The organism is Halomonas sp. GT, assembly GCF_002082565.1.
Taxonomy (GTDB): domain Bacteria; phylum Pseudomonadota; class Gammaproteobacteria; order Pseudomonadales; family Halomonadaceae; genus Vreelandella.
Map to the genome: position 1 here is coordinate 2956289 of NZ_CP020562.1, position 18803 is coordinate 2975091.

At 52.3% G+C, this 18803-nt stretch carries 19 protein-coding genes; 3 read left to right on the forward strand and 16 right to left on the reverse strand.

Annotation, left to right across the window (positions count from 1 at the left end; all coding sequences use genetic code 11):
* Positions 1-74 precede the first annotated feature (74 nt).
* The 6 genes from astA to fabV all read right to left on the reverse strand — a co-directional run bounded on the left by astA (position 75) and on the right by fabV (position 6164).
* Entirely contained in the window at positions 75-1106 is a 1032-nt protein-coding gene (gene astA, locus B6A39_RS13655) for an arginine N-succinyltransferase (protein ID WP_083006578.1), read from the reverse strand.
* On the reverse strand, positions 1106-2170 hold the full coding sequence (locus B6A39_RS13660; RefSeq protein ID WP_038477333.1) for an arginine N-succinyltransferase: 1065 nt from the start codon (positions 2168-2170) through the stop codon (positions 1106-1108). Before B6A39_RS13660 ends, astA begins: the two co-directional genes overlap by 1 nt.
* 35 nt (positions 2171-2205) lie before the next feature.
* Positions 2206-3420: an aspartate aminotransferase family protein gene (locus B6A39_RS13665; RefSeq protein WP_083006580.1), complete on the reverse strand. Its 1215-nt coding sequence runs from the start codon at positions 3418-3420 to the stop codon at positions 2206-2208.
* A gap of 100 nt (positions 3421-3520) precedes the next feature.
* The gene (locus B6A39_RS13670; protein WP_174412707.1) at positions 3521-4495 is read right to left on the reverse strand and encodes a GlxA family transcriptional regulator; all 975 of its coding nucleotides are present in this window, start codon (positions 4493-4495) and stop codon (positions 3521-3523) included.
* A 178-nt stretch (positions 4496-4673) separates the two neighbouring features.
* Positions 4674-4889, reverse strand: coding sequence for a hypothetical protein (locus tag B6A39_RS13675; RefSeq protein ID WP_083006582.1), 216 nt, complete (start codon positions 4887-4889; stop codon positions 4674-4676).
* 69 nt (positions 4890-4958) lie between these two features.
* Entirely contained in the window at positions 4959-6164 is a 1206-nt protein-coding gene (gene fabV / locus B6A39_RS13680; RefSeq protein WP_083006584.1) for an enoyl-ACP reductase FabV, read from the reverse strand.
* 158 nt (positions 6165-6322) lie between these two features.
* On the opposite strand from fabV, the gene B6A39_RS13685 reads away from it, so the two are divergent.
* On the forward strand, positions 6323-6706 hold the full coding sequence (locus B6A39_RS13685) for a DUF7079 family protein (protein WP_009721546.1): 384 nt from the start codon (positions 6323-6325) through the stop codon (positions 6704-6706).
* 16 nt (positions 6707-6722) lie between these two features.
* On the opposite strand, the gene B6A39_RS13690 is transcribed toward B6A39_RS13685, so the two are convergent.
* The gene (locus B6A39_RS13690) at positions 6723-7211 is read right to left on the reverse strand and encodes a glutathione peroxidase (protein WP_009721545.1); all 489 of its coding nucleotides are present in this window, start codon (positions 7209-7211) and stop codon (positions 6723-6725) included.
* A 77-nt stretch (positions 7212-7288) separates the two neighbouring features.
* Positions 7289-7906, reverse strand: a complete 618-nt coding sequence (locus tag B6A39_RS13695; protein ID WP_083006586.1) for a LysE family translocator — start codon at positions 7904-7906, stop codon at positions 7289-7291.
* Positions 7907-8094: 188 nt separating this feature from the next.
* On the opposite strand from B6A39_RS13695, the gene B6A39_RS13700 reads away from it, so the two are divergent.
* Positions 8095-8826, forward strand: coding sequence for a YebC/PmpR family DNA-binding transcriptional regulator (locus B6A39_RS13700; RefSeq protein WP_083006588.1), 732 nt, complete (start codon positions 8095-8097; stop codon positions 8824-8826).
* 4 nt (positions 8827-8830) lie between these two features.
* Here the strand turns inward: B6A39_RS13700 and B6A39_RS13705 are convergent, their stop codons facing one another.
* Genes B6A39_RS13705 through B6A39_RS13715 form a run of 3 tightly spaced genes read right to left on the reverse strand, consistent with a single transcriptional unit; the run spans position 8831 to position 11642 of the window.
* Complete coding sequence (locus tag B6A39_RS13705; RefSeq protein ID WP_083006590.1) at positions 8831-9589, reverse strand: DUF429 domain-containing protein; 759 nt, start codon at positions 9587-9589, stop codon at positions 8831-8833.
* On the reverse strand, positions 9589-10416 hold the full coding sequence (locus B6A39_RS13710) for a mechanosensitive ion channel family protein (RefSeq protein ID WP_083006592.1): 828 nt from the start codon (positions 10414-10416) through the stop codon (positions 9589-9591). Before B6A39_RS13710 ends, B6A39_RS13705 begins: the two co-directional genes overlap by 1 nt.
* Positions 10417-10424: 8 nt before the next feature.
* A complete protein-coding gene (locus B6A39_RS13715) occupies positions 10425-11642 on the reverse strand; it encodes a hypothetical protein (RefSeq protein WP_083006594.1) in 1218 nt (405 codons plus the stop codon).
* A 139-nt stretch (positions 11643-11781) separates the two neighbouring features.
* Here B6A39_RS13715 and B6A39_RS13720 point away from each other — a divergent pair, with 139 nt between their 5' ends.
* Positions 11782-12048 carry a hypothetical protein gene (locus tag B6A39_RS13720; protein WP_038477356.1) on the forward strand — a complete coding sequence of 89 codons (267 nt, stop codon included), beginning with the start codon at positions 11782-11784 and terminating at the stop codon, positions 12046-12048.
* An 83-nt stretch (positions 12049-12131) separates the two neighbouring features.
* On the opposite strand, the gene B6A39_RS13725 is transcribed toward B6A39_RS13720, so the two are convergent.
* From B6A39_RS13725 to dbpA, 5 genes are all read right to left on the reverse strand, one after another.
* Entirely contained in the window at positions 12132-13139 is a 1008-nt protein-coding gene (locus B6A39_RS13725) for a zinc-dependent alcohol dehydrogenase family protein (protein ID WP_083006595.1), read from the reverse strand.
* 82 nt (positions 13140-13221) lie between these two features.
* The gene (locus tag B6A39_RS13730; protein ID WP_083006597.1) at positions 13222-15132 is read right to left on the reverse strand and encodes an ABC transporter ATP-binding protein; all 1911 of its coding nucleotides are present in this window, start codon (positions 15130-15132) and stop codon (positions 13222-13224) included.
* Positions 15133-15168: 36 nt separating this feature from the next.
* Positions 15169-16209 carry an AbrB family transcriptional regulator gene (locus B6A39_RS13735; RefSeq protein ID WP_083006599.1) on the reverse strand — a complete coding sequence of 347 codons (1041 nt, stop codon included), beginning with the start codon at positions 16207-16209 and terminating at the stop codon, positions 15169-15171.
* Between the two features lie 199 nt (positions 16210-16408).
* Positions 16409-17266 (reverse strand): PA4780 family RIO1-like protein kinase, encoded by an 858-nt coding sequence (locus B6A39_RS13740; protein WP_083006600.1) that lies wholly within the window; start codon positions 17264-17266, stop codon positions 16409-16411.
* Between the two features lie 50 nt (positions 17267-17316).
* Positions 17317-18714 (reverse strand): ATP-dependent RNA helicase DbpA, encoded by a 1398-nt coding sequence (dbpA, locus tag B6A39_RS13745; RefSeq protein WP_083006602.1) that lies wholly within the window; start codon positions 18712-18714, stop codon positions 17317-17319.
* Between the last annotated feature and the right edge of the window lie 89 nt (positions 18715-18803).

Genomic DNA, 18803 nt, shown 5'->3' on the forward strand with positions numbered 1-18803 from the left:
TGAAAGACTGTTTAAAAACCGTTCTCGAAAAGCTGTTCTTGAAAGGCTATTTTTGAAAAACGGTTCTTGAAAAACTAGGTTTCCAATAAGCGTACGTGGTCACCCGTCGTCACGCCTAGGCGGTCCGCTTCTTGCGGGTTAAGCACGATGGTGTTTTCCTCGCTGGGTCCGCGGCCTATCCAACTGGCGGTGAAGTTAAGCATCTCAGTAGTGGCTGCCAGCCAGCGGCTCACGCTTTCGTCGGGAGCGTTTTGAGAAACTTCAACTTGGCAAAGCTGCGAATTACGAATCGCTCGCACGTCGTCAATATAGGCTTCTACCGTGGGACCACCATCGAAAATATCGATATAGCCTTCCCAGCGCAGTCCCTCTTTCTTAAGCATTTCAAGGGCTGGTCGAGTATGGCGGTGCACTTGGCCAATACAGGCACGTGCCTCTTCCGACATAAACGTGGTGTAGATCGGGAACTTAGGCATCAGCTCACCGATAAAGCTTTTCTGGCCTAGTCCGGTTAACCGATCAGCCTCACTAAAGTCCATGGGAAAAAAGTGTTTACCCAGGCTTTCCCAAAAGGGGCTGGTGTTATTTTCATCAAACACGCCGCGCATTTCCGCCAGCACTTTTTGCGGAAAACGGTCACGAAACTGAGCAATAAACAGCCAGCGAGCTTTGGAAAGCAGCGCGCCATTACGTAGGTGCTTATTTGCTTCGCCGCGATATTCAGGGCGTAAGAACAGCGAGCATACTTCCGCATCGCCGGTGTGATCAGAGCTTAAAAATAGCGTGTCGATTGTACGGTGTAAGTCTAACTGCACCGAGGAGTGCGCCAATGTACCTAACCGGTAATTATAAAACGGCACTTCACGACCTACTTGGCCTTCAATAGCACAGCAGCCCGCTAATTCTCCGCTCTGTTCATCTTCCAGTACAAAGAAATAGAGTCGATCATCGGCTGGCGTGCGCTCTTCAAAGGCACGGGCAGCGGCTTCAATTTTTCCAGCCAAAAACTCACGGTTATCCGGCAGTGAGGTAAAGCCAACGCCTGCCTGTTGCGCAAGCGCCTGGAGCCCATCCAAATCGTCTCGGGCAATGGGTCGAATGCGCATTACATTTCTCCTTCATCAAGCGCATCTACCGCGCCTGGCAGGCTTAACGGCGCTACCAGCACCGCGCGCCCCTCTTCAACAGCCAACCGTTTAGCGTGCTGTGGTGAAAGCATTAATTGCCCAGTAGGCGAAAGCGCATAACGCGCCACAATACAGCGGAAATCACCTAAGGTTTGGTTGGCAATCATCGCTGGCTCTGCATCGGGCAGTGCGTGTTCAGGGCGTACCCTGACAGGATGCCAGGCAGCACGACGGAAGGTTTCCAATCGCTCACGCTCGGCTTTTACAATCGGCCCTGCGTCGAAAATATCGACATGGCGAGAGCGCACAAAGCCTTCTGCCAGCATTTCTGCTAGTGCATCTTCATGGGCAGGATGCTCTCGGCCAATGGCAGCGCGTGCCTGAGGCGTTAGCAACGGTAGATAAAGCGGAAATTGCGGCATCACTTCAGCAATAAAGCTTTTCGAGCGAACGCCCGCAATGTGATTCATTTCTTGGAAGCTGCGCGCAAAAAAGTGGCGACCGACGCTTTCCCAAAAAGGCGATTCGTTTTTGCCATCCAGATAGCCCGGAAAGGCGACCGCCAGAATGCGTGAAAAACGCTCGGGGTATTGAGCAATGAACATTAGTCGCGCACGGCGTAACAGACTTTCTGCACTGGTGCCTTTGTAGCGCGGATTAAGCGATAGCGCGCAGAGCAGTGTGGCATCAGAGGCTTCATGAGAAAGCGCCAAGGTTTGCACTTCCCGGCGCACATTCAGCTGTTGAGAAGCATGAATCAGCGTTTCCTGCCGGTAAGTATAATAGGCTTCTGCTGCGCCTGCCTGGGCACGAATAGTCGCCGTGCCTAGCACTTCTTCGCGGTCATCATCCGCCAGCACAAACATATAATGCTCGTTACCAGGGAACTCTATTTCACTATTAAAGGCTTCCTGGGAGCGCACGATGCGCTCCTCAAGCCGATCACGGTTGGCGGGCAGGTTGGTGAGCCGCGGTACCGCGTGCTCAGCCAACTGCTCCAGGGCTGGAAGATCAGCCATTGTTACCGGTCGAATTACCAGCATCCTTAACGCCCCCTCTTGTGTGGCTTCTTGCCTACTCATGCGCTGGCAACTAGCCGCTCAATAGCACGCTCTAGACGCGCCATACCCTCAGCAATATCGTTTTCTGGAATGACTAAAGATGGCGCCATACGTAGCACGTTGGGGCCAGCAATCAGGGCCATCACGCCCTCTTCGATAGCCAGCGGCAGAATGTCTTTAGCGCGGCCTTCAAAGGCATCCGACATTTGTGCACCCATCAGCATTCCCATGCCGCGAATCTCTTTAAACACGCCATGTTTGCGGTTAATCGTTTCTAAATGCTCACGGAACAGATCGTGACGATGCTTAACGCCGTTAAGTACTTCAGGGGTATCAATGAATTCTACGGCCGCTAGAGCAACCGCCGATGCCAACGCATTACCCCCATAAGTAGAACCATGGGTACCAATCGCTAAAGATTTCGCAATGGCATCCGTGGTTAAGGTGGCACCTATCGGGAAACCACCACCCAGTGACTTGGCACTGGTGAGAATATCCGGGGTGATACCGAAGTTTTTGTAGGCGTAAAGTTCGCCACTGCGGCCAACGCCCGTTTGGACCTCGTCAAAAATCAGCAGCGCATTGTGTTCATCGCACAGGTCACGCAGCCCCTGAAGAAACGCTTGGGTCGCGGGAACAATGCCACCTTCGCCCTGCATCGGCTCAACCATAATGGCACAGGTATCGTCGCCCACTAGCTTGCGTACGCTTTCCAGGTCATTGAAGTTAGCATGCAGAATGCCGCCTGGCACTGGGCCAAAGCCTTGAGAATACTTGGGTTGACCACCCACACTCACGGTGAAGAAAGTGCGGCCATGGAAAGACTGATAAAACGAGATAATTTTATCTTTCTGCTCGCCATGGTGGTCTACCGCCCAACGGCGAGCTAGCTTCAGCGCCGCTTCGTTAGCTTCGCCACCGGATGAGCACAAGAACACTTTATCGGCAAAAGTACGCTCAGTGAGTGTTTTGGCAAGCGCCAGTGCTGGCTCGTTGGTGAATACGTTAGACAAGTGCCAAAGCTTTTCGCCCTGCTCTTTAAGCGCATTTACCAGCACCGGGTGACAGTGGCCAAGCGAGTTCACCGCAATACCACCAGCGAAGTCGATGTATTCACGTCCCTGCTGATCCCACAAGCGGCTGCCTTCGCCACGTACTGGAATAATCTGTTGTGGCGAGTAGTTCGGCGCCATGTAGTGATCGAAATCCTGACGGCTTGGGGTGTAACTCATGGGACGATACCTCCGGTGGAGTAAAGGATAGATTCAGTATACGGGGGGCAATAGACGCCGTGCTTTCAGTATTGGGACGGTAAATTATGAAAAGCCGCGCTTATCCAAGCCGTTCTTCCCGCGGTGTAATGCCAAAGTGATTACGATAAGCGGTAGAGAAGTGCGCACCAGAAGAAAATCCGGTCATCAGCGCGATATCACCCACCGGCCGATCGCTCTCTCTCAATTGTTTACGCGCATCCTGTAGGCGCAAATCCAGGTAATAACGGCTAGGTACTGCCTGCAGATATTTTTTGAAAAGTCGCTCTAACTGGCGCCGAGAAATACCCAAATGCTCGGCCAGCTCTAGCGTAGAAAGCGGCTCTTCAATATTAGCTTCCATCAACGTGACGGCATCTACCAGGCTTTGTGGCGCATGGCCAAGGCGATTGCGCAGCGGTACATGCTGGCGTTCATCGGCTAATCGAATACGATCGCAAACGAACTGCTCAGAAACCTGCTCGGCAAGGCGCTGGCCGTGATGCTTGCCAATCAGCGTTAACATCATATCCATTGCAGCCGTGCCACCGGCACAGGTTATCCGATCACGGTCGATTTCAAACAGTTGCTGAGAAAGCGTGACCTGAGGGTAAGCCTGTGCAAACGCATCGAAGCGCTGCCAGGGCAATGTGGCGCGGTAGCCTTCTAATAGGCCGCAGCGGGCAAGCACTTCCGTGCCCCCCGCAAGGCCGCCGATAGCAACACCTCTGCCCTGATGGCTGCGCAACCATTCATTTAGCTTGGCAGGCAATGCATAGGGTAGCGGTGTAGGGGCACATACCAACAGCATATCAAGCGGCCCGAGCGGCGCGCCTAAGACATGTTGAGCGAGTAAGGAAAGTTGTGCGCCACTGCGCACAGGCTCATCGGTTAAGCTTAACGTAACGGTGTGGTAAAGCATCTGCCCGCTTAGCTGATTAGCCATCTGCAACGGCTCGATAGCGCTCGCATGGGCCAACAGCGAAAAACCAGGCAGCAACACAAAGGCTACCCGCCGACGTTCACTAGCGGATGACATCAACGTACTTGAGGACATAACAAGTTGCTTTGCTGCATAGAAATCGCCGCCAACTTAGGTAAATAGCTAGAGAAAAAGCCATCTTACCCAATTGCGCAAGTGAAGGCAGCGCTATGGCTCTTAAAACTAAAATAGGGGGCATAAATACAAAATTGCCGGGCAGTAGGCCCGGCAACAGGAGGAGTATGTGTCTTGGTTAACCGCCGCTATTGCCAAGCCCCAAGATGACAATGCCCGCAACGATAATACCCATCACGATAATGACTAAAGGAAGCATCTTATGTAGTCCGTTAGGGGACTTTTTCGCTTCTGGCTGCCGTTGTGGCTGAGATGTTTCAAAGTCCTCAGGCAGACGTTCACTCATTACGTGCTCTATCTCTTCTTCCCGGGTTTTGCTTTCCTTGGTATCCATACAACACCTCTCGCTTTCCGGTTAGATGATTAAAAGCGCGGCGATTAACACTCCTCGTCACGCTTAGCGCTATAGTGTAACGACATCAAAGTGAACATCAGGGTTCACATCTGCGTCGTAATCTACGTCATCACGCTCGAAGCCAAACAGCTTCAAGAATTCATGCTTATAACCAGCATAGTCGGTAATTTCGAATAGGTTCTCTGTTGTGACGGCTGGCCATAGGTCTTGGCAGGCTTTTTGTACGTCGTCACGCAGCTCCCAGTCATCAAGACGTAGGCGTCCTTTTTCATCGGTGACCATATCGTCATGTTGACCAGAGTAAAGACGCTCACCAAACAAACGGTTTAATTGATCGATAGTGCCTTCATGCAGGCCCTGCTCTTTCATGATGCGGTAGACCATGGCGATATACAGCGGCATGACTGGAATCGCCGCACTCGCCTGGGTAACGACCGACTTAAGTACGGCAACATTGGCACCGCCGCCTGTCTCTTTCAGCTTGGCATCAATCGCAGTCGCGGCGCGATCAAGGTCTTCTTTCGCTTTACCCAACGCGCCGTGCCAATAAATCGGCCAGGTAATTTCAGTACCGATATAGCTAAACGCCACGCTACGCGCGCCTTTCGCCAGCACACCCGCATCGTCCAGGGCGCTCATCCATAGCTCCCAGTCCTCACCACCCATCACCGTGATGGTATCGTCGATTTCTTGCTGGGTGGCAGGCTCTACTTCTGCTTCGATGATGGCGTCTTTATTCGTATCAATGGCGGTAGCGCGGTAGGTTTCGCCAATCGGCTTCAAACTCGAGCGCTTCACCTCACCAGTATCTGGCAACTTACGCACTGGCGACGCCAGGGAGTACACCACCAGATCAACTTCACCCATGTCTTGCTTGATCAACTCAATGGCTTTTTCCCGCGCTTCGTTAGAGAACGCATCACCATTAATTGATTTACTGTACAGACCTTCTTGCTTGGCAAATTTGTCAAACGCGGCACTGTTGTACCAGCCAGCAGTGCCAGTTTTTTTCTCACTACTAGGCTTTTCAAAGAAAACGCCTAGGGTATCAGCGCCATAACCAAAGGCAGCTGTAATACGCGCTGCCAAGCCGTAGCCGCTAGAAGCACCAATCACCAACACCTTTTTTGGGCCTTGGCTTCTATCTAAACCACGCGCACGGGTCGCTTCAATCTGTTCCAGTACGTTTTGCTCGCAGCCTTTAGGGTGAGTGGTGGTGCAGATAAAGCCACGCACTTTTGGTTTAATGATCACATTGGACCCCTTTATCAGATTGATGTCGCTATCAGCATGGCAGTGCCATTACCGTGTGGGGGTATTCTAGCGGTCTAGGCGCGCTCTGTCCGCTCTTGAGCTTCTTCGCCATTCACGGCAGGATAGCGACCTGACCACTCCTTGCCGACGAGACCCAGATGAACGCACAGCAGTTAGTCGATGAACGCGGCGACCTATGGCTTGCTCTCGCACCGCTGTGGCTGGACCGTGAGCCAAGCGAGCGTGACTACGCCCATATGGTTGAGATAATCGTACAGCATGACATGTCGCTGAAGGAGCTAGAGTGGATGTTCCGCTTGGAGCTTGCTCCAGTGATGGTGAGACACCAGCTGTCAATTGCCAGTGAATGGCGAAAGTTCGATGACTATAAACTGATGAAGCAATTGGTAAGTCATAACCTGCGCCTGAAAGGCTGGCGGCGTAAAAGTTGGGCGCTGTTTTCAGGTTTAACCACAATGATGGTCCGCCATCGCTGGGTGGAGTTAATGCAGCGACTGATGGTTACCCGCGGCGAGCTTTAACCGAGTGCCTGACTCTTTACCCTTCTTTATCAAGGGCGGCTTCCAGCGCAAGCCGCAGTGACAAGCCATGGTCATTGGGGGCAAACCGTGCGATCACCCTGCCATCGCGCCCCACCAGAAACTTAGTAAAATTCCACTTGATCACCTTGGTGCCTAATACGCCCGGTGCTTCCTGTTTAAGCACAACAAATAGCGGATGGGCGTTTGGACCATTGACGGAGACTTTTTCCATCAGCGGAAAGCTGACACCAAACTGTTGCTCGCCGAAGACACAGAAGGCCTCTGCGCTCTCCGGCGACTGTTTACCAAACTGGTTACAGGGGAAACCAAGTACCGTAAACCCACGATCTCGATAACGCTGGTATAAACTCTCCAGCTCTTTTAACTGCGGGGTAAAACCACACTTACTAGCCACATTAACGACCAGCAATACCTGCCCGCGCAGCGCCCGTAAGTTAAACGGCTTGCCTTGATGGGTGTAACAATCCTGCTCATAAATCATCATTTCAAGGCCCCCTAAATGACGCCGCCAGCATAGGCTTTACCATGCCACGGCATTGGCCGTTACACCAGTGCGGCTTATCAACTAATCGGCCCTGCGACAACACGCAGTGCCAGTGCAATAAGCAGCACGCCAGTGATTCGATTGATCCAGTGGGCATGGCGCTGGAGCCAAGGCAATACACGAGAGTGTGAAAGCCCTACTGCTACTAAAACATACCATCCCCCATCAATAATAATCGCAGTTGCGACGATAATTGCCTTGGCAAGGACGCTCATTTCAGGCGTTACAAACTGACTTAATAGCGCCACAAAAAAAATGATCAACTTTGGATTACCCAGCGCTACCAGCACCCCTTCCTTGGCAGCTTGCCGCGGCGTCGTCACTGCTGCATCAGGGGATAGCGCTCCACCTCTACCCGCCCGTAGTGCTTTCACCCCTAGCCAGGCCAAATAGGTCGCCCCACACCATGTCACTAGTTGAAATAACTCTGGGTGGCGCACAATAAGCGCACCTAAGCCCCACACGGTGAGCAACGCATAAAACCCGACGCCCAACGCATGAAAAATCGCAGCCGTCATGCCGGGCAAGCGCCCCCCGCCTAGCGTATGGCGCAGTACGAGTGCCAGACTAGGTCCTGGTGACATAGCCCCCATGGCGCAGATAGCAGCCAGCGATAGCCAGAGTGACAACGGCATTTTTCTCTCCTTGAAAGACAGCAATGTAGGTTGGCTGAGTATACGTCAGCCACACGGGGGCTTAGCGAATAAATCCATCCCCTTAAATAACGCTGTTAGCATGGTACTCTGTTGGGTAAAATTTTCCCCTTTTTGATAACGATGACGCCTGCTATGCAGGCGGTTCATGGCTAATAAAGGACTTCAATATGGGTAGGGCGTTTCAAAACCGTAAGGAATCCATGGCCAAAACGGCCGCTGCGAAAACCAAGGTTTACAGCAAGTATGGGCGTGAAATTTACGTCTGCGCTAAAGCAGGCGGCACAGATCCAAACGGTAACCTTGCACTACGCGGTTTAATGGAGCGTGCTAAAAAAGACCAAGTACCCTCTCACGTTATCGATAAAGCCCTAGATAAAGCGAGCGGCGCAGGCGGCGAAGATTTTTCACCAGCGCGGTATGAAGGCTTTGGTCCTGGTAATGTAATGGTGATTGTTGATTGCTTGACCGACAATCCCAATCGCACCTTTGGTGATGTGCGCGGCTGCTTTACCAAAACGAAAAGCAAAATCGGCACGCCCGGTAGCGTTAGTCACATGTTTGATCACTGCGCGATTTTTTCGTTTGCGGGCAGCGATGAAGAAGCCGTGCTTGAAGCACTCATGGAAGCCGATGTCGACGTTACCGATATCGAACAGGAAGACGGTCGTATCACGGTGTTTGCGCCACATACTGATTACGCTAAAGCCAAACAAGCACTGTTGGATACTTTCGGTGAGGTTGATTTCGAGGTTGATGAAATCCAGTTCTTACCACAAACACCCACGCCCATCGAAGGCGATGACGTGGTGATGTTTGAGAAACTGCTGGGTATGCTTGAAGAGCTCGACGATGTTCAGAATGTTTTCCACAGCGCCGAATTGCCGGAAGAAACCGTTTAAGCCGTCACTCGGTTAGCGCATCACAAGGGACAAAAATCCACCCTTCGGCCGCTGGCATTTCCGCTGGCGGCCATGCAATTGTCTCTTTAGCGTGCTCTACGCTCCATGCAAGGAGCGCGCAGTGCCAAGCATCCTGAATATCCTGCTGCTTAGGGGTGGGATGATGCAATATGGGCGCAAACTCAGGCGGCATCGCTACCCGCGCACGAAGTGCAGCAAATACCTCTGAACGTTTAGCTGGCGTTGGGTAGCCTTCCACAACACACAGCGTACCTTCAGCACTTTGCCATTGCCCGCATACGGCAATATGCGGTGCAAAGCGTGCCAGTAGATGCATGCCTTTGGTAGCTTGGCTGCCGATCATATCTTTAATGGGCGAAAGTGGCGTCACCCCTCGCTGAAACAGCCAACGTTCAGTTTCACGATATAAATACGGGTTATCTTGTGAGCGGCCAAGCGTCTCAACAGCGGCACCTTGTGCCAATGCCAGCAACGCCGTGGGTAGCGCGAGCGGCGTATCAACCGCCATCACCACCCGTTCACTGCCACTTGCCTTGTACTGGCAAAGCTCCAGCAGACGATGGATTAAATTGCGACTAGTTGGCGATTCGTTGAGTGTGGCTCTCAGATTGCCTCTCCACGGTGTTCCCACTAAGTGAAGTGTTTTATCTATCACCACCAACGCATCGCGGCTGGAAGGGTTATTATCACAATTCCAGCCACCCACATCCCAACCGATATAAAGCGACTCAGGTACGCTCATTAGCTGGCAGCGCCCCGTGCATCTAAGGCCGCATCAGGCGGCAGCAACGCTGGAGTAACGCCCGCCGCACTCAGTACCTGTTTACCGCGCACGGTTAAATCGGTAATAAATAAAAATTGCTGCCGTGGATCCACCGGATAAGCGCGAATACGGTAATGCGTTCCCCAAGGTTTTTCCTCCGCTACGACAATAATTGGCTTATCAAATTTAAGGTACGCACTGGTTAACGCGACGTCTCGTAGCGCTTTGCGCACCCACCCAGCTTCATGCTCCGGATGAAGATAAAAGCTTGCCACACACTGAAGACTGGTACCGCCATTGTTAGCGTTATAAATAGCAGAATCCCAAAGTTTAAGATGAGGCACCGCGACCAAGTCATCGTCGGGCGTTAGGATTTCTACTGTGCGCATTCCAACGTGCTTTACTTCACCGTAAGTCCCCTCAATATTGACCCAATCACCAGGCCGATAGGGAAGCTCAACGGCAGATACTACCCCGGCAATCAGGCTGCTGACGTAATCTTTTAAAGCAAAGCCAATCGCTAGGCCAATGGCCCCTAATAGCGTTACCATATTGCGCAATGAAGGCTCAATAACGATGGGTACTGCAATAGCCAGTGCGGTAATTAAAATCAACAACCGAGTTAATGGCACCAACGCAAACACTCTAAACCGCACCTGGCCATGTAAACGATTCGCTAACCAGTTCAATCCTCGCTGACTAGCAATAATCAGTAGCACCGTACTCGCTAGAATGACCCCTAAAGTAATCAGCGCTTGACTATCAATATCATTAAACAGCTTGGCATACCGCTCTTGATCGTCCATTGAAGCTCCTAAAGCGGGTCGATTAGGTAGTTACGCGATTCCAACAGTTGTCGCACGCTTGCGTAGCTTAGTGGGTCGACTTGCCATCGCCCTTGATGGCAACGGAGAATTCCCTGGCGAGCAAGTGCTAACCGTGCGTTTAGCGCTTCATGACTTGAGAATGGCAGCACATACCCTAACGCTTGATCCTCTAGCCCCCCATGAATGAGCAACGTATGCAGCAACAGCGTTGCCACATCTCCCGTATCCGACGCTAGCTCCGCTTCAGCCAACGCATCTAGTAGCCATAGCTCTTTTGACGGCTCTTCTTTCGACGGCTCTTTTGGCTGCCCTTGAGACGGCCCTTGTGAACGGCCACTATCCTCATTTTCAGCCGGTTCGCGCAGTCGTTCTCGCCAGTAGTGCCAAGCAATACCTAAATGCCCTCGACAGTGGGCCGCTAGACGTTGCAACTCTTTATAGGAGCGCTCACCACCATCGCTATGATCATTAGCGTCAGCAAGAATCAGCTGCCCCGTGCGGGAGCTATACACCGTCGGGCGGACGCCACCATCGTCTGCCAACTGAGAAAAATAGTGCGCCAGCTGCTCGCCCTCTAACGCCTGCAAGGTAACCACGGGGACGCCTTCCAACCCCACCGCATGCTGCAGATACGCATACGTCCAGCTATCACAACCAATCACGCCCTGCCCCAAACGGCCACTTAACGCCCGCTCTAACAATTCACGGACGCCCTGTAGCCCTTGGGTGTGGCGTAAAAAATGCCGCTCTAAGGCGGGGATTGCCCACTGACGCTGGTAGCCACAGCGCTCGACCCACTCTAGGCAACCCTCCGTAAGCTCGTTAAGGGTTGGTGCAGATACGCAATTGACGCCCTGCTGCTGCGCCCAATGGCTAACGACAGCTTCGTGGCCACCATGAGGTGGAGAAATAAACAACACGACTGGCGCATCATCATCTCCCTGCGTTACTTGACTGAGGGCGTGAGCCGCAGGCGTCCAATCAATAGTAGGCACCCAATGCGACAGCGCGACGTCAGGTAACTTACGCAGCTCACTCTCCTCCTTTGCTTGGCGTTCCGAGGCTTCTCTACCTACTATCCATGTAGTTGCTGCTCGCCAACTACGCCGCCACTGGCTAGCTTGGGTCTGCTCTGGTGTTTGAAACGACTCAAGTGCCACAATTTCCCATGGCGAAAAAGCGGTCTTCGTTGAGCGCTGCGTCATATGCCGCCTCGAACATAAATAAGTGGATTAAGGTTAGCATGCCCCATATTGTCATTGAGGGGTTAGACGAACTTATCGTCTAAAATAAAGTCGTTATACAGTAGCTAACTAATATGAGAGCAAAGCGCAGGAGGCGACAATGAGCGTAGTCAACGTCACTATGGCAGAACTGCATGAAAAGCTTTCAAAGTGCATTGCAGGCGAACGGGTGCTTATCGATCATGAGGGAAATCGATTTAGCGCACGTATTCAACATGTAGGCTTTACGGGGTTAAAAGTCATTCCAGAAACGCAGATCAAAAACAGCACGGGGGACCCAGGCGATATCGACGGCGTAACCGTTCCTTATGATGATATTTGGGAACTTGAAGTGAAAGGCGTTGTGTATAGCCGCTTGGAAACGTAATTTTTTTGCACACCCACTACTCAGTGGGCGTGCAAGCACATTATTCCAAAACCAAAACGTTAACTAAAATAAACGCTTCCTAGCTAGAAAGTCAGACAAATCTTTCCGAAGTGTTTGCCAGACTCCTGGTGGCGGAAGGCATCAGCAATGTCGCTCAGTGCAAACTCACGGTCAATAATCGGCTTCAAATTAGCCGCTTCAATAGCATGAATCATCTCGATTTGATGACGACGACTACCCACAATAAGACCTTGCAGTTTAGCTTGCTTAGCCATCAGCTTAGCCGTTGGTATTTCGCCTTCTCGACCGGTTAGCACACCAATCAGCGCGATATGCCCACCAATTTTCACCGCATCAATCGATTGCGGTAGCGTACCAGGGCCGCCTACTTCAACAACATGGTCGACACCTTCACCATTCGTTAACGCTTTAACTGCCTTACCCCAGTCAGGCGTTTCTTTATAGTTAATGGTGTGTTCAGCACCCAGCTCGCGCAGACGGGTCAGCTTTTCATTAGAAGACGATGTGGCGATTACCCGCGCGCCCATCATCTTGGCAAACTGTAGCGCAAAAATAGAAACACCCCCGGTGCCCAACACCAGCACGGTATCTCCCGCTTTTAACCCACCATCAACGACTAATGCCCGCCAAGCGGTCAAGCCGGCGGTCGTCAGCGTCGCTGACTCCGCATGACTGTAACCTTGCGGCTGATGGGTGAACGAGGTAGCAGCAGCCACTCTTTGCTCGCGTGCATAGCCATCAATACCATCTCCTGGCGTGGTAGTGAAGTCGCCTACTCGCGCTGGCCCTTCCAGCCAATCAGGAAAAAACGTCGACACGACTGCATCACCGACAGCGAACTCGCTAACGCCTTTCCCTACTGCTTCTACGACACCGGCACCGTCCGACATGGGAATACGGCCATCTGCGGTGGGAATCATCCCCGCTACCACGGCATAGTCATGAAAGTTAAGTGAGCTAGCGCGCAGACGTACTTTAATTTCACCAGGACCAGGCTCACCTGGCGCCGTTAGTTCAACCACGTTCAGTTTATCTAAACCGCCGGGCTGTTGAAGCTGAATGGCTTGCATCACTACCTCCTGTTGAACACATGTCGTTGAAAACGCCCAGTAGTAAAAAACCTGGTAGTAAACAGCTTAATAAACGACTGGTCTAATAAGAGATGGGGGCACTGTGGTCAGTATCAAGGCCAAAATCAAGGTCGTGACCCAAAAAGCCACCAGACTGACGCTGCCACAAGCTGGCGTAAATACCGTTCTGTGCCAGCAACTCCTGGTGTGTGCCGCTTTCCACCATACGACCTTCATCTACCACAATTAACCGATCAAGCATCGCAATGGTAGAGAGTCGATGAGCAATGGCAATCACCGTCTTGCCTTCCATCAGCGAATCGAGTTGCTCTTGAATCGCGGCTTCCACTTCGGAATCCAACGCTGAGGTAGCCTCGTCCAACACCAGAATGGGGGCGTTTTTAAGCAGTACGCGAGCGATAGCAATACGCTGGCGCTGACCACCGGATAGTTTCACACCACGCTCGCCGACATGGGCGTCTAAACCGCGCCGCCCTTTAGGGTCGACCAGCTCATTGATAAACGTATCGGCGTGGGCGCGGCACACTGCTTGCCACACATCATCATCGCTGGCATGAGGGCTACCGTAGCGAATATTGTCTCTCAGCGAACGATGCAGCAGTGAGGTATCCTGAGTCACCATGCCAATCTGATGACGCAATGACGTCTGGGTAACGTCAGCAATATTTTGTCCATCAATCAGGATACGTCCGCCCTGTAAGTCATAAAAGCGCAGTAACAGATTGGCCAGGGTGGACTTACCTGCCCCAGATCGGCCAATCAGGCCAATTTTTTCGCCAGGTTTAATCGTCAGACTCAACCCGTCAAAGACGTTTTTACTTTCACCTTTAGCCTGGGCGTACTGAAAGCGCAGCGCATCAAACACAATTTCGCCATTGGGCACCACAAGCGCTTTGGCATTGGGCTTATCTTTGATCGTGGGCTCCTGGGCAATGGTATTCATACCATCCTGTACCGTACCAATATTTTCAAACAGGCCAGCCACTTCCCATAAGATCCAATCCGACATAAAGCGGATACGCATCACCAGGGCTATCGCAATCGCTAAAATACCCAGGGAAATAGCGTCCAAATACCAAGCACTAATCGCCATGCCTGCCGTTCCCACCAGCAGCAGCGTATTGAGCAGCGTCAGGCAAACACTCATGATGGTGACTAGCCGCATTTGACGATGCACCGTGTCCATAAAACCTTGCATCGCATCCTTGGCGTAGCTCTGTTCACGTTCGGTATCAGCGAACAGCTTAATCGTTTGGATATTGCTGTAACTATCAACCACGCGCCCCGTCATCTGGGCACGAGCATCGGCCTGAGCCATCGAAACGTCGCGCAAGCGCGGGACAAAAAAGCGCATAATGCCTAAATAACCGACCAACCAAACGCCTAAAGGCAACAGCAACCATGGGTCTGCGCGGCCTAATAAAATTGCCGCCCCAGTAAAGTACACGATGGCGTAAACCATTAGATCCATCACTTTGGTGACGGTCTCACGAATGGCCAACGCTGTTTGCATGACTTTTTGCGACACCCGCCCTGCGAACTCATCCTGATAGAAGGCCAAGCTTTGGCTAAGCATATGACGGTGAGAAAGCCAGCGGCCAATCATCGGGTAGTTACCGAAAATACTTTGATGGGTAACCAGTGACTGGACGAGCACTAGTAGCGGTAAGCCGATAATCACCATCAAGCCAGTCACCGCCAACCAAGGACCGTGATCCGACCAGAAATTCGCGCGTTCTACGTTACCCAGCCAATCAACCAAATCGCCCATATAACTAAAAAACACCACCTCCGCTGCAGAAACCAGGGCTGTTGCTACCGACATCAGCAAAAGCCACGGCCATACGGGGCGCGAAAAATGCCAAATAAACGGCAGCAAACCTTTCGGTGGCGTGGCAACTTCACCTTCGGGATAGGGGTTCAACCGCGTTTCAAAGTAACGGAACAGCGGCGCTAGCTTACGTGACAACATGGAAAGTCCTTTCGTTACCTTGGTAGACAGACGTCGTTAAGAAGATTGGCGACGCAATAGCCAACGAGCCCAAAAAGGCGCCACGATCATCAGTGTGACCATACGCAATAAGTGGTGAAATGCTACAAACACGGGGTCGATATTAAGCGCGACAGCAAGAATAGCCATTTCACCGATGCCACCGGGAGCCAGCGCTAATAGGGCTACGTCACGGCGCACGCCCAACAGCTGATGGATCAGTTCAGCAAACAGTGCTAACACCATCAGTGCGAGCAACGTCGCCACCCCTGACTGCCATAAATAACGCCCGAGCAGGCGTCGTGTCATGCCTTGAAAACGCGAGCCAATCGCACTGCCTAGCACCCACAACATGAGGTTCATTCCCCAACTAGGCAAGCTAAGGCTTGCAAGCCCAAACCCAGATAGCAAGGCCGCCATAATCAGCGGCGCAAGTAACGCCGAACTTGGAATGTGCAGCCACCGGCCCACGGGTAATAAGAAAGGAATAGTGAGCAGCATCCAGCCGTGCTCAAGGGCAGCCTGGGCTGGTCCAATGTCACCTGCACCGCCTTCAAATGCCCAAAACAGGGGAGGCAGAAATAGGATGACGAGGATAATACGTAGCGACTGGGCAATAGCGATTCGTTGTGGGTCACCGCCACATTGATCGCCGAGCATGATCATTGCCGTCATTGCCCCGGGCGATGCACCAAACCAAGCACTGACAGGGTCGAAGCCACAGCGACGATACCACGCCGCGGCAACAGCAGTGGACGCCGCAACACCTGCCAGCAAGAGGGCTGCCGAGATTGGCCAGTCCAGCACACGATGGGCAAGTTGAGGCGTTACTTGGCTGCCTAGCACCAATCCCATGACCGCTAAAAACACGTTGCGCAGCGGCTCCGGTACGCCAACGTTAATTCCTTTTGCCGATACCAGCAGGTTGGCGATTAGCGGGCCTAGCATCCAGGCAAGCGGTAAACCGGTGAGGTGAAAAACGACGCCGCCCACGGCGCCTACGGCAAGCGATGTTACAAGTCCCTTTGCACTTTCTGCGCTGACACGGATGCCTTTCACGCTCTCCTCCACCCTAACCATTAACGTTAAAACGCAATTGTTAACCTGCTAAGCGTAAACGTTAGCTTACCACTGCTAAGGGCATTAGGGTGTTAAGAGCTAGTTTTTAAGTGCCTCTCGTTAAGTACCTCTTGTTAAGCACCGATTGTTAAGCGCTAGGTGTTAAGTGTCTGATGTTAAGTGTTAAGTACTTTTATTCTTAGTCTTCGTCATCATCGCCGCGGATACGAGCCTGTCGATCAGCTTCTTCCTCAATAGCATCATCAATCACTTCCAATAGCTCATCAACATTGGCTATGTGGCTATCAAGTTCAAAGTGGCCAGTTAGCTTACTATCAGGGTGTAGCTTCCCTGCTTCATATAAAGCCCACATTTCTTTACCGTAGTGGGTAGTCAGTAGCTCGGGGGCGAAACGACCAAAATAGGCACGCATATTATCGACATCGCGCTCTAGCATTGCTGCCGCACTATTGTTGCCCGCCGCATCCACCGCCTGGGGCAAATCGATAATCACCGGCCCTTCGGCGTCAACCAGCACGTTGAATTCAGATAAGTCACCATGGATCAAACCTGCGCACAGCATTCGCACTACGTCTTGAATCACTTTGGCGTGATAGCGCAGCGCTTGCTCCTCGGTTAGGGTCACTTCGTCCAAACGTGGCGCTACGTTTCCCTCGGCATCGCTGATCATTTCCATGAGCAGTACGCCATCAACAAACCCATGGGGCTCAGGCACACGTACATCAGCGGCAGCAAGACGATATAGCGCATCAACTTCCGCATTCAGCCACGCCTGTTCCTGCTCTTTTTGACCGTAGCGGGTCTTTTTAGCCATAGCGCGAGAACGACGACTATTGCGCTCCTTGCGCCCTTCTTGGTATTGCACAGCCTGCTTAAAACTACGCTGTTTAGCTTCTTTAAAGACCTTGGCACAACGTACTTCTTCGCCACAGCGTACGACATACACCTGCGCCTCTTTACCACTCATTAACTGCACCAGCACTTCGTCGATCATTCCATCATCGACCAGGGGCTGTAATCGCTTAGGGATTTTCATGGTTAGCTGCGTCGGCTCCTCTTTACTATCTGTGCACAATCATTAATCGATCAATAGCGAATACGGCGGACGCGGAAAGCGCGTCCTTTAAGTTTGTCACGCTCAAGTTTGGCCTGGGCTTTTTGAACAGCGCCATGCTCCACTGCCACATAGGCACTCCGGGCCAACACTTTAATTTTGCCTACTTGATCGCCCCGTATGCCACCCTCGCTGGTCAGTGCCCCCAGGATATCCCCCGGGCGCAGCTTGTCTTTCTTACCCCCTGCCAACTGTAGTGTTGCCATAGGCGGTTCAAATGGCACTGAATGCTGGGGTTTGGGCAAGGGTTCGGTAGTAATCGGTTGTTCTAACAAGCCTTCCAACCGCTCCAGCCGATAGTGCTCTTTAGGTGTGACCAGCGTACAGGCAATGCCGCTAGCCCCTGCTCGCCCGGTACGTCCTACTCGATGCACGTGAACATCAAGCTCACGGGCAATTTGATAATTAAACACAGCGTCTAATTGAGCAATATCTAAACCACGCGCTGCAACATCCGTTGCCACTAGAATAGACGCACTTTGATTAGCAAACAGAATTAGTCGACGATCACGATCTTTCTGCTCTAAGTCGCCGTTGAGTGCCACGGCACTAAAGCCGGCATCCACCAGTTGCTCAGCCACCGCCTGAGTTTCGCGTTTGGTGTTGCAGAACACTACGCTGGTCGCTGGCCGATAAACCAGTAGCAGCTGTTGAAGGGCAGCGAAACGCGCCTCTTCACTGGCAACGTCATAGAAGTGTTGATCAATAGTAGTGGCATCATGAACCTCGGCCACTTTAACCATCACTGGCTCACGCATAATGCCGCGGGTCATAGCAGTCAGGCCACCTGAAGTCTGATCATCCGGGAATGTCGCACTAAAAAGCAGCGTTTGGCGGTCGGCAGGCGTCTCATCAATGATCGCATCAATGGTGTCTTGAAAGCCCATATCAAGCATACGATCGGCTTCATCAAGTACCAAGGTGGTCAGCGACCCTAGTGTTAACGAGCCTTTGCGCAAATGCTCGTCGATTCGCCCCGGCGTGCCCACGACAATATGCGCACCATGCTCCAAGGAGCCTAGCTGCGGCCCAAACGGCGCTCCGCCGCACAGGGTAAGCACTTTAACGTTAGGCAACCCACGCGCTAAACGGCGTAGTTCTTCGGCCACTTGGTCGGCGAGCTCTCGGGTGGGGCACAGCACCAGGCCCTGTACAGCAAACGCTTCTACACGCAATTCAGCCAGCAGTGCCAAGCCAAAGGCAGCGGTTTTTCCCGATCCCGTTTTGGCTTGGGCCAACACATCACAGCCAGCCAACATCGGTGGCAGGCTTTGAGCCTGTACAGGCGTCATTGTGTGATAGCCAAGGGAATCTAAGTTGGTTAAAAGCGCAGGAGAGAGCGCGAGCGATGCAAAAGAAGTGTCAGACACAAAATTATCCTGAAGGGGCTACATTGCCCAGCAAACCTATAATGTGAAGCACCATACCAGAAAGCGCCAACCTATGCCTTGGCAAGGAT

Coding starts and splice junctions, on each gene's coding strand:
- B6A39_RS13705 (WP_083006590.1), bottom strand. CDS start 9,589: ATGAGCGTACCTGAGTCGCTTTATATCGGTTGGGATGTGGGTGGCTGG.
- astA (WP_083006578.1), bottom strand. CDS start 1,106: ATGCGCATTCGACCCATTGCCCGAGACGATTTGGATGGGCTCCAGGCG.
- B6A39_RS13670 (WP_174412707.1), bottom strand. CDS start 4,495: ATGTCCTCAAGTACGTTGATGTCATCCGCTAGTGAACGTCGGCGGGTA.
- B6A39_RS13675 (WP_083006582.1), bottom strand. CDS start 4,889: ATGGATACCAAGGAAAGCAAAACCCGGGAAGAAGAGATAGAGCACGTA.
- B6A39_RS13715 (WP_083006594.1), bottom strand. CDS start 11,642: ATGACGCAGCGCTCAACGAAGACCGCTTTTTCGCCATGGGAAATTGTG.
- B6A39_RS13740 (WP_083006600.1), bottom strand. CDS start 17,266: ATGAAAATCCCTAAGCGATTACAGCCCCTGGTCGATGATGGAATGATC.
- B6A39_RS13730 (WP_083006597.1), bottom strand. CDS start 15,132: ATGTTGTCACGTAAGCTAGCGCCGCTGTTCCGTTACTTTGAAACGCGG.
- B6A39_RS13700 (WP_083006588.1), top strand. CDS start 8,095: ATGGGTAGGGCGTTTCAAAACCGTAAGGAATCCATGGCCAAAACGGCC.
- B6A39_RS13685 (WP_009721546.1), top strand. CDS start 6,323: ATGAACGCACAGCAGTTAGTCGATGAACGCGGCGACCTATGGCTTGCT.
- B6A39_RS13725 (WP_083006595.1), bottom strand. CDS start 13,139: ATGCAAGCCATTCAGCTTCAACAGCCCGGCGGTTTAGATAAACTGAAC.
- B6A39_RS13720 (WP_038477356.1), top strand. CDS start 11,782: ATGAGCGTAGTCAACGTCACTATGGCAGAACTGCATGAAAAGCTTTCA.
- B6A39_RS13665 (WP_083006580.1), bottom strand. CDS start 3,420: ATGAGTTACACCCCAAGCCGTCAGGATTTCGATCACTACATGGCGCCG.
- B6A39_RS13695 (WP_083006586.1), bottom strand. CDS start 7,906: ATGCCGTTGTCACTCTGGCTATCGCTGGCTGCTATCTGCGCCATGGGG.
- B6A39_RS13660 (WP_038477333.1), bottom strand. CDS start 2,170: ATGCTGGTAATTCGACCGGTAACAATGGCTGATCTTCCAGCCCTGGAG.
- B6A39_RS13710 (WP_083006592.1), bottom strand. CDS start 10,416: ATGGACGATCAAGAGCGGTATGCCAAGCTGTTTAATGATATTGATAGT.
- B6A39_RS13690 (WP_009721545.1), bottom strand. CDS start 7,211: ATGATGATTTATGAGCAGGATTGTTACACCCATCAAGGCAAGCCGTTT.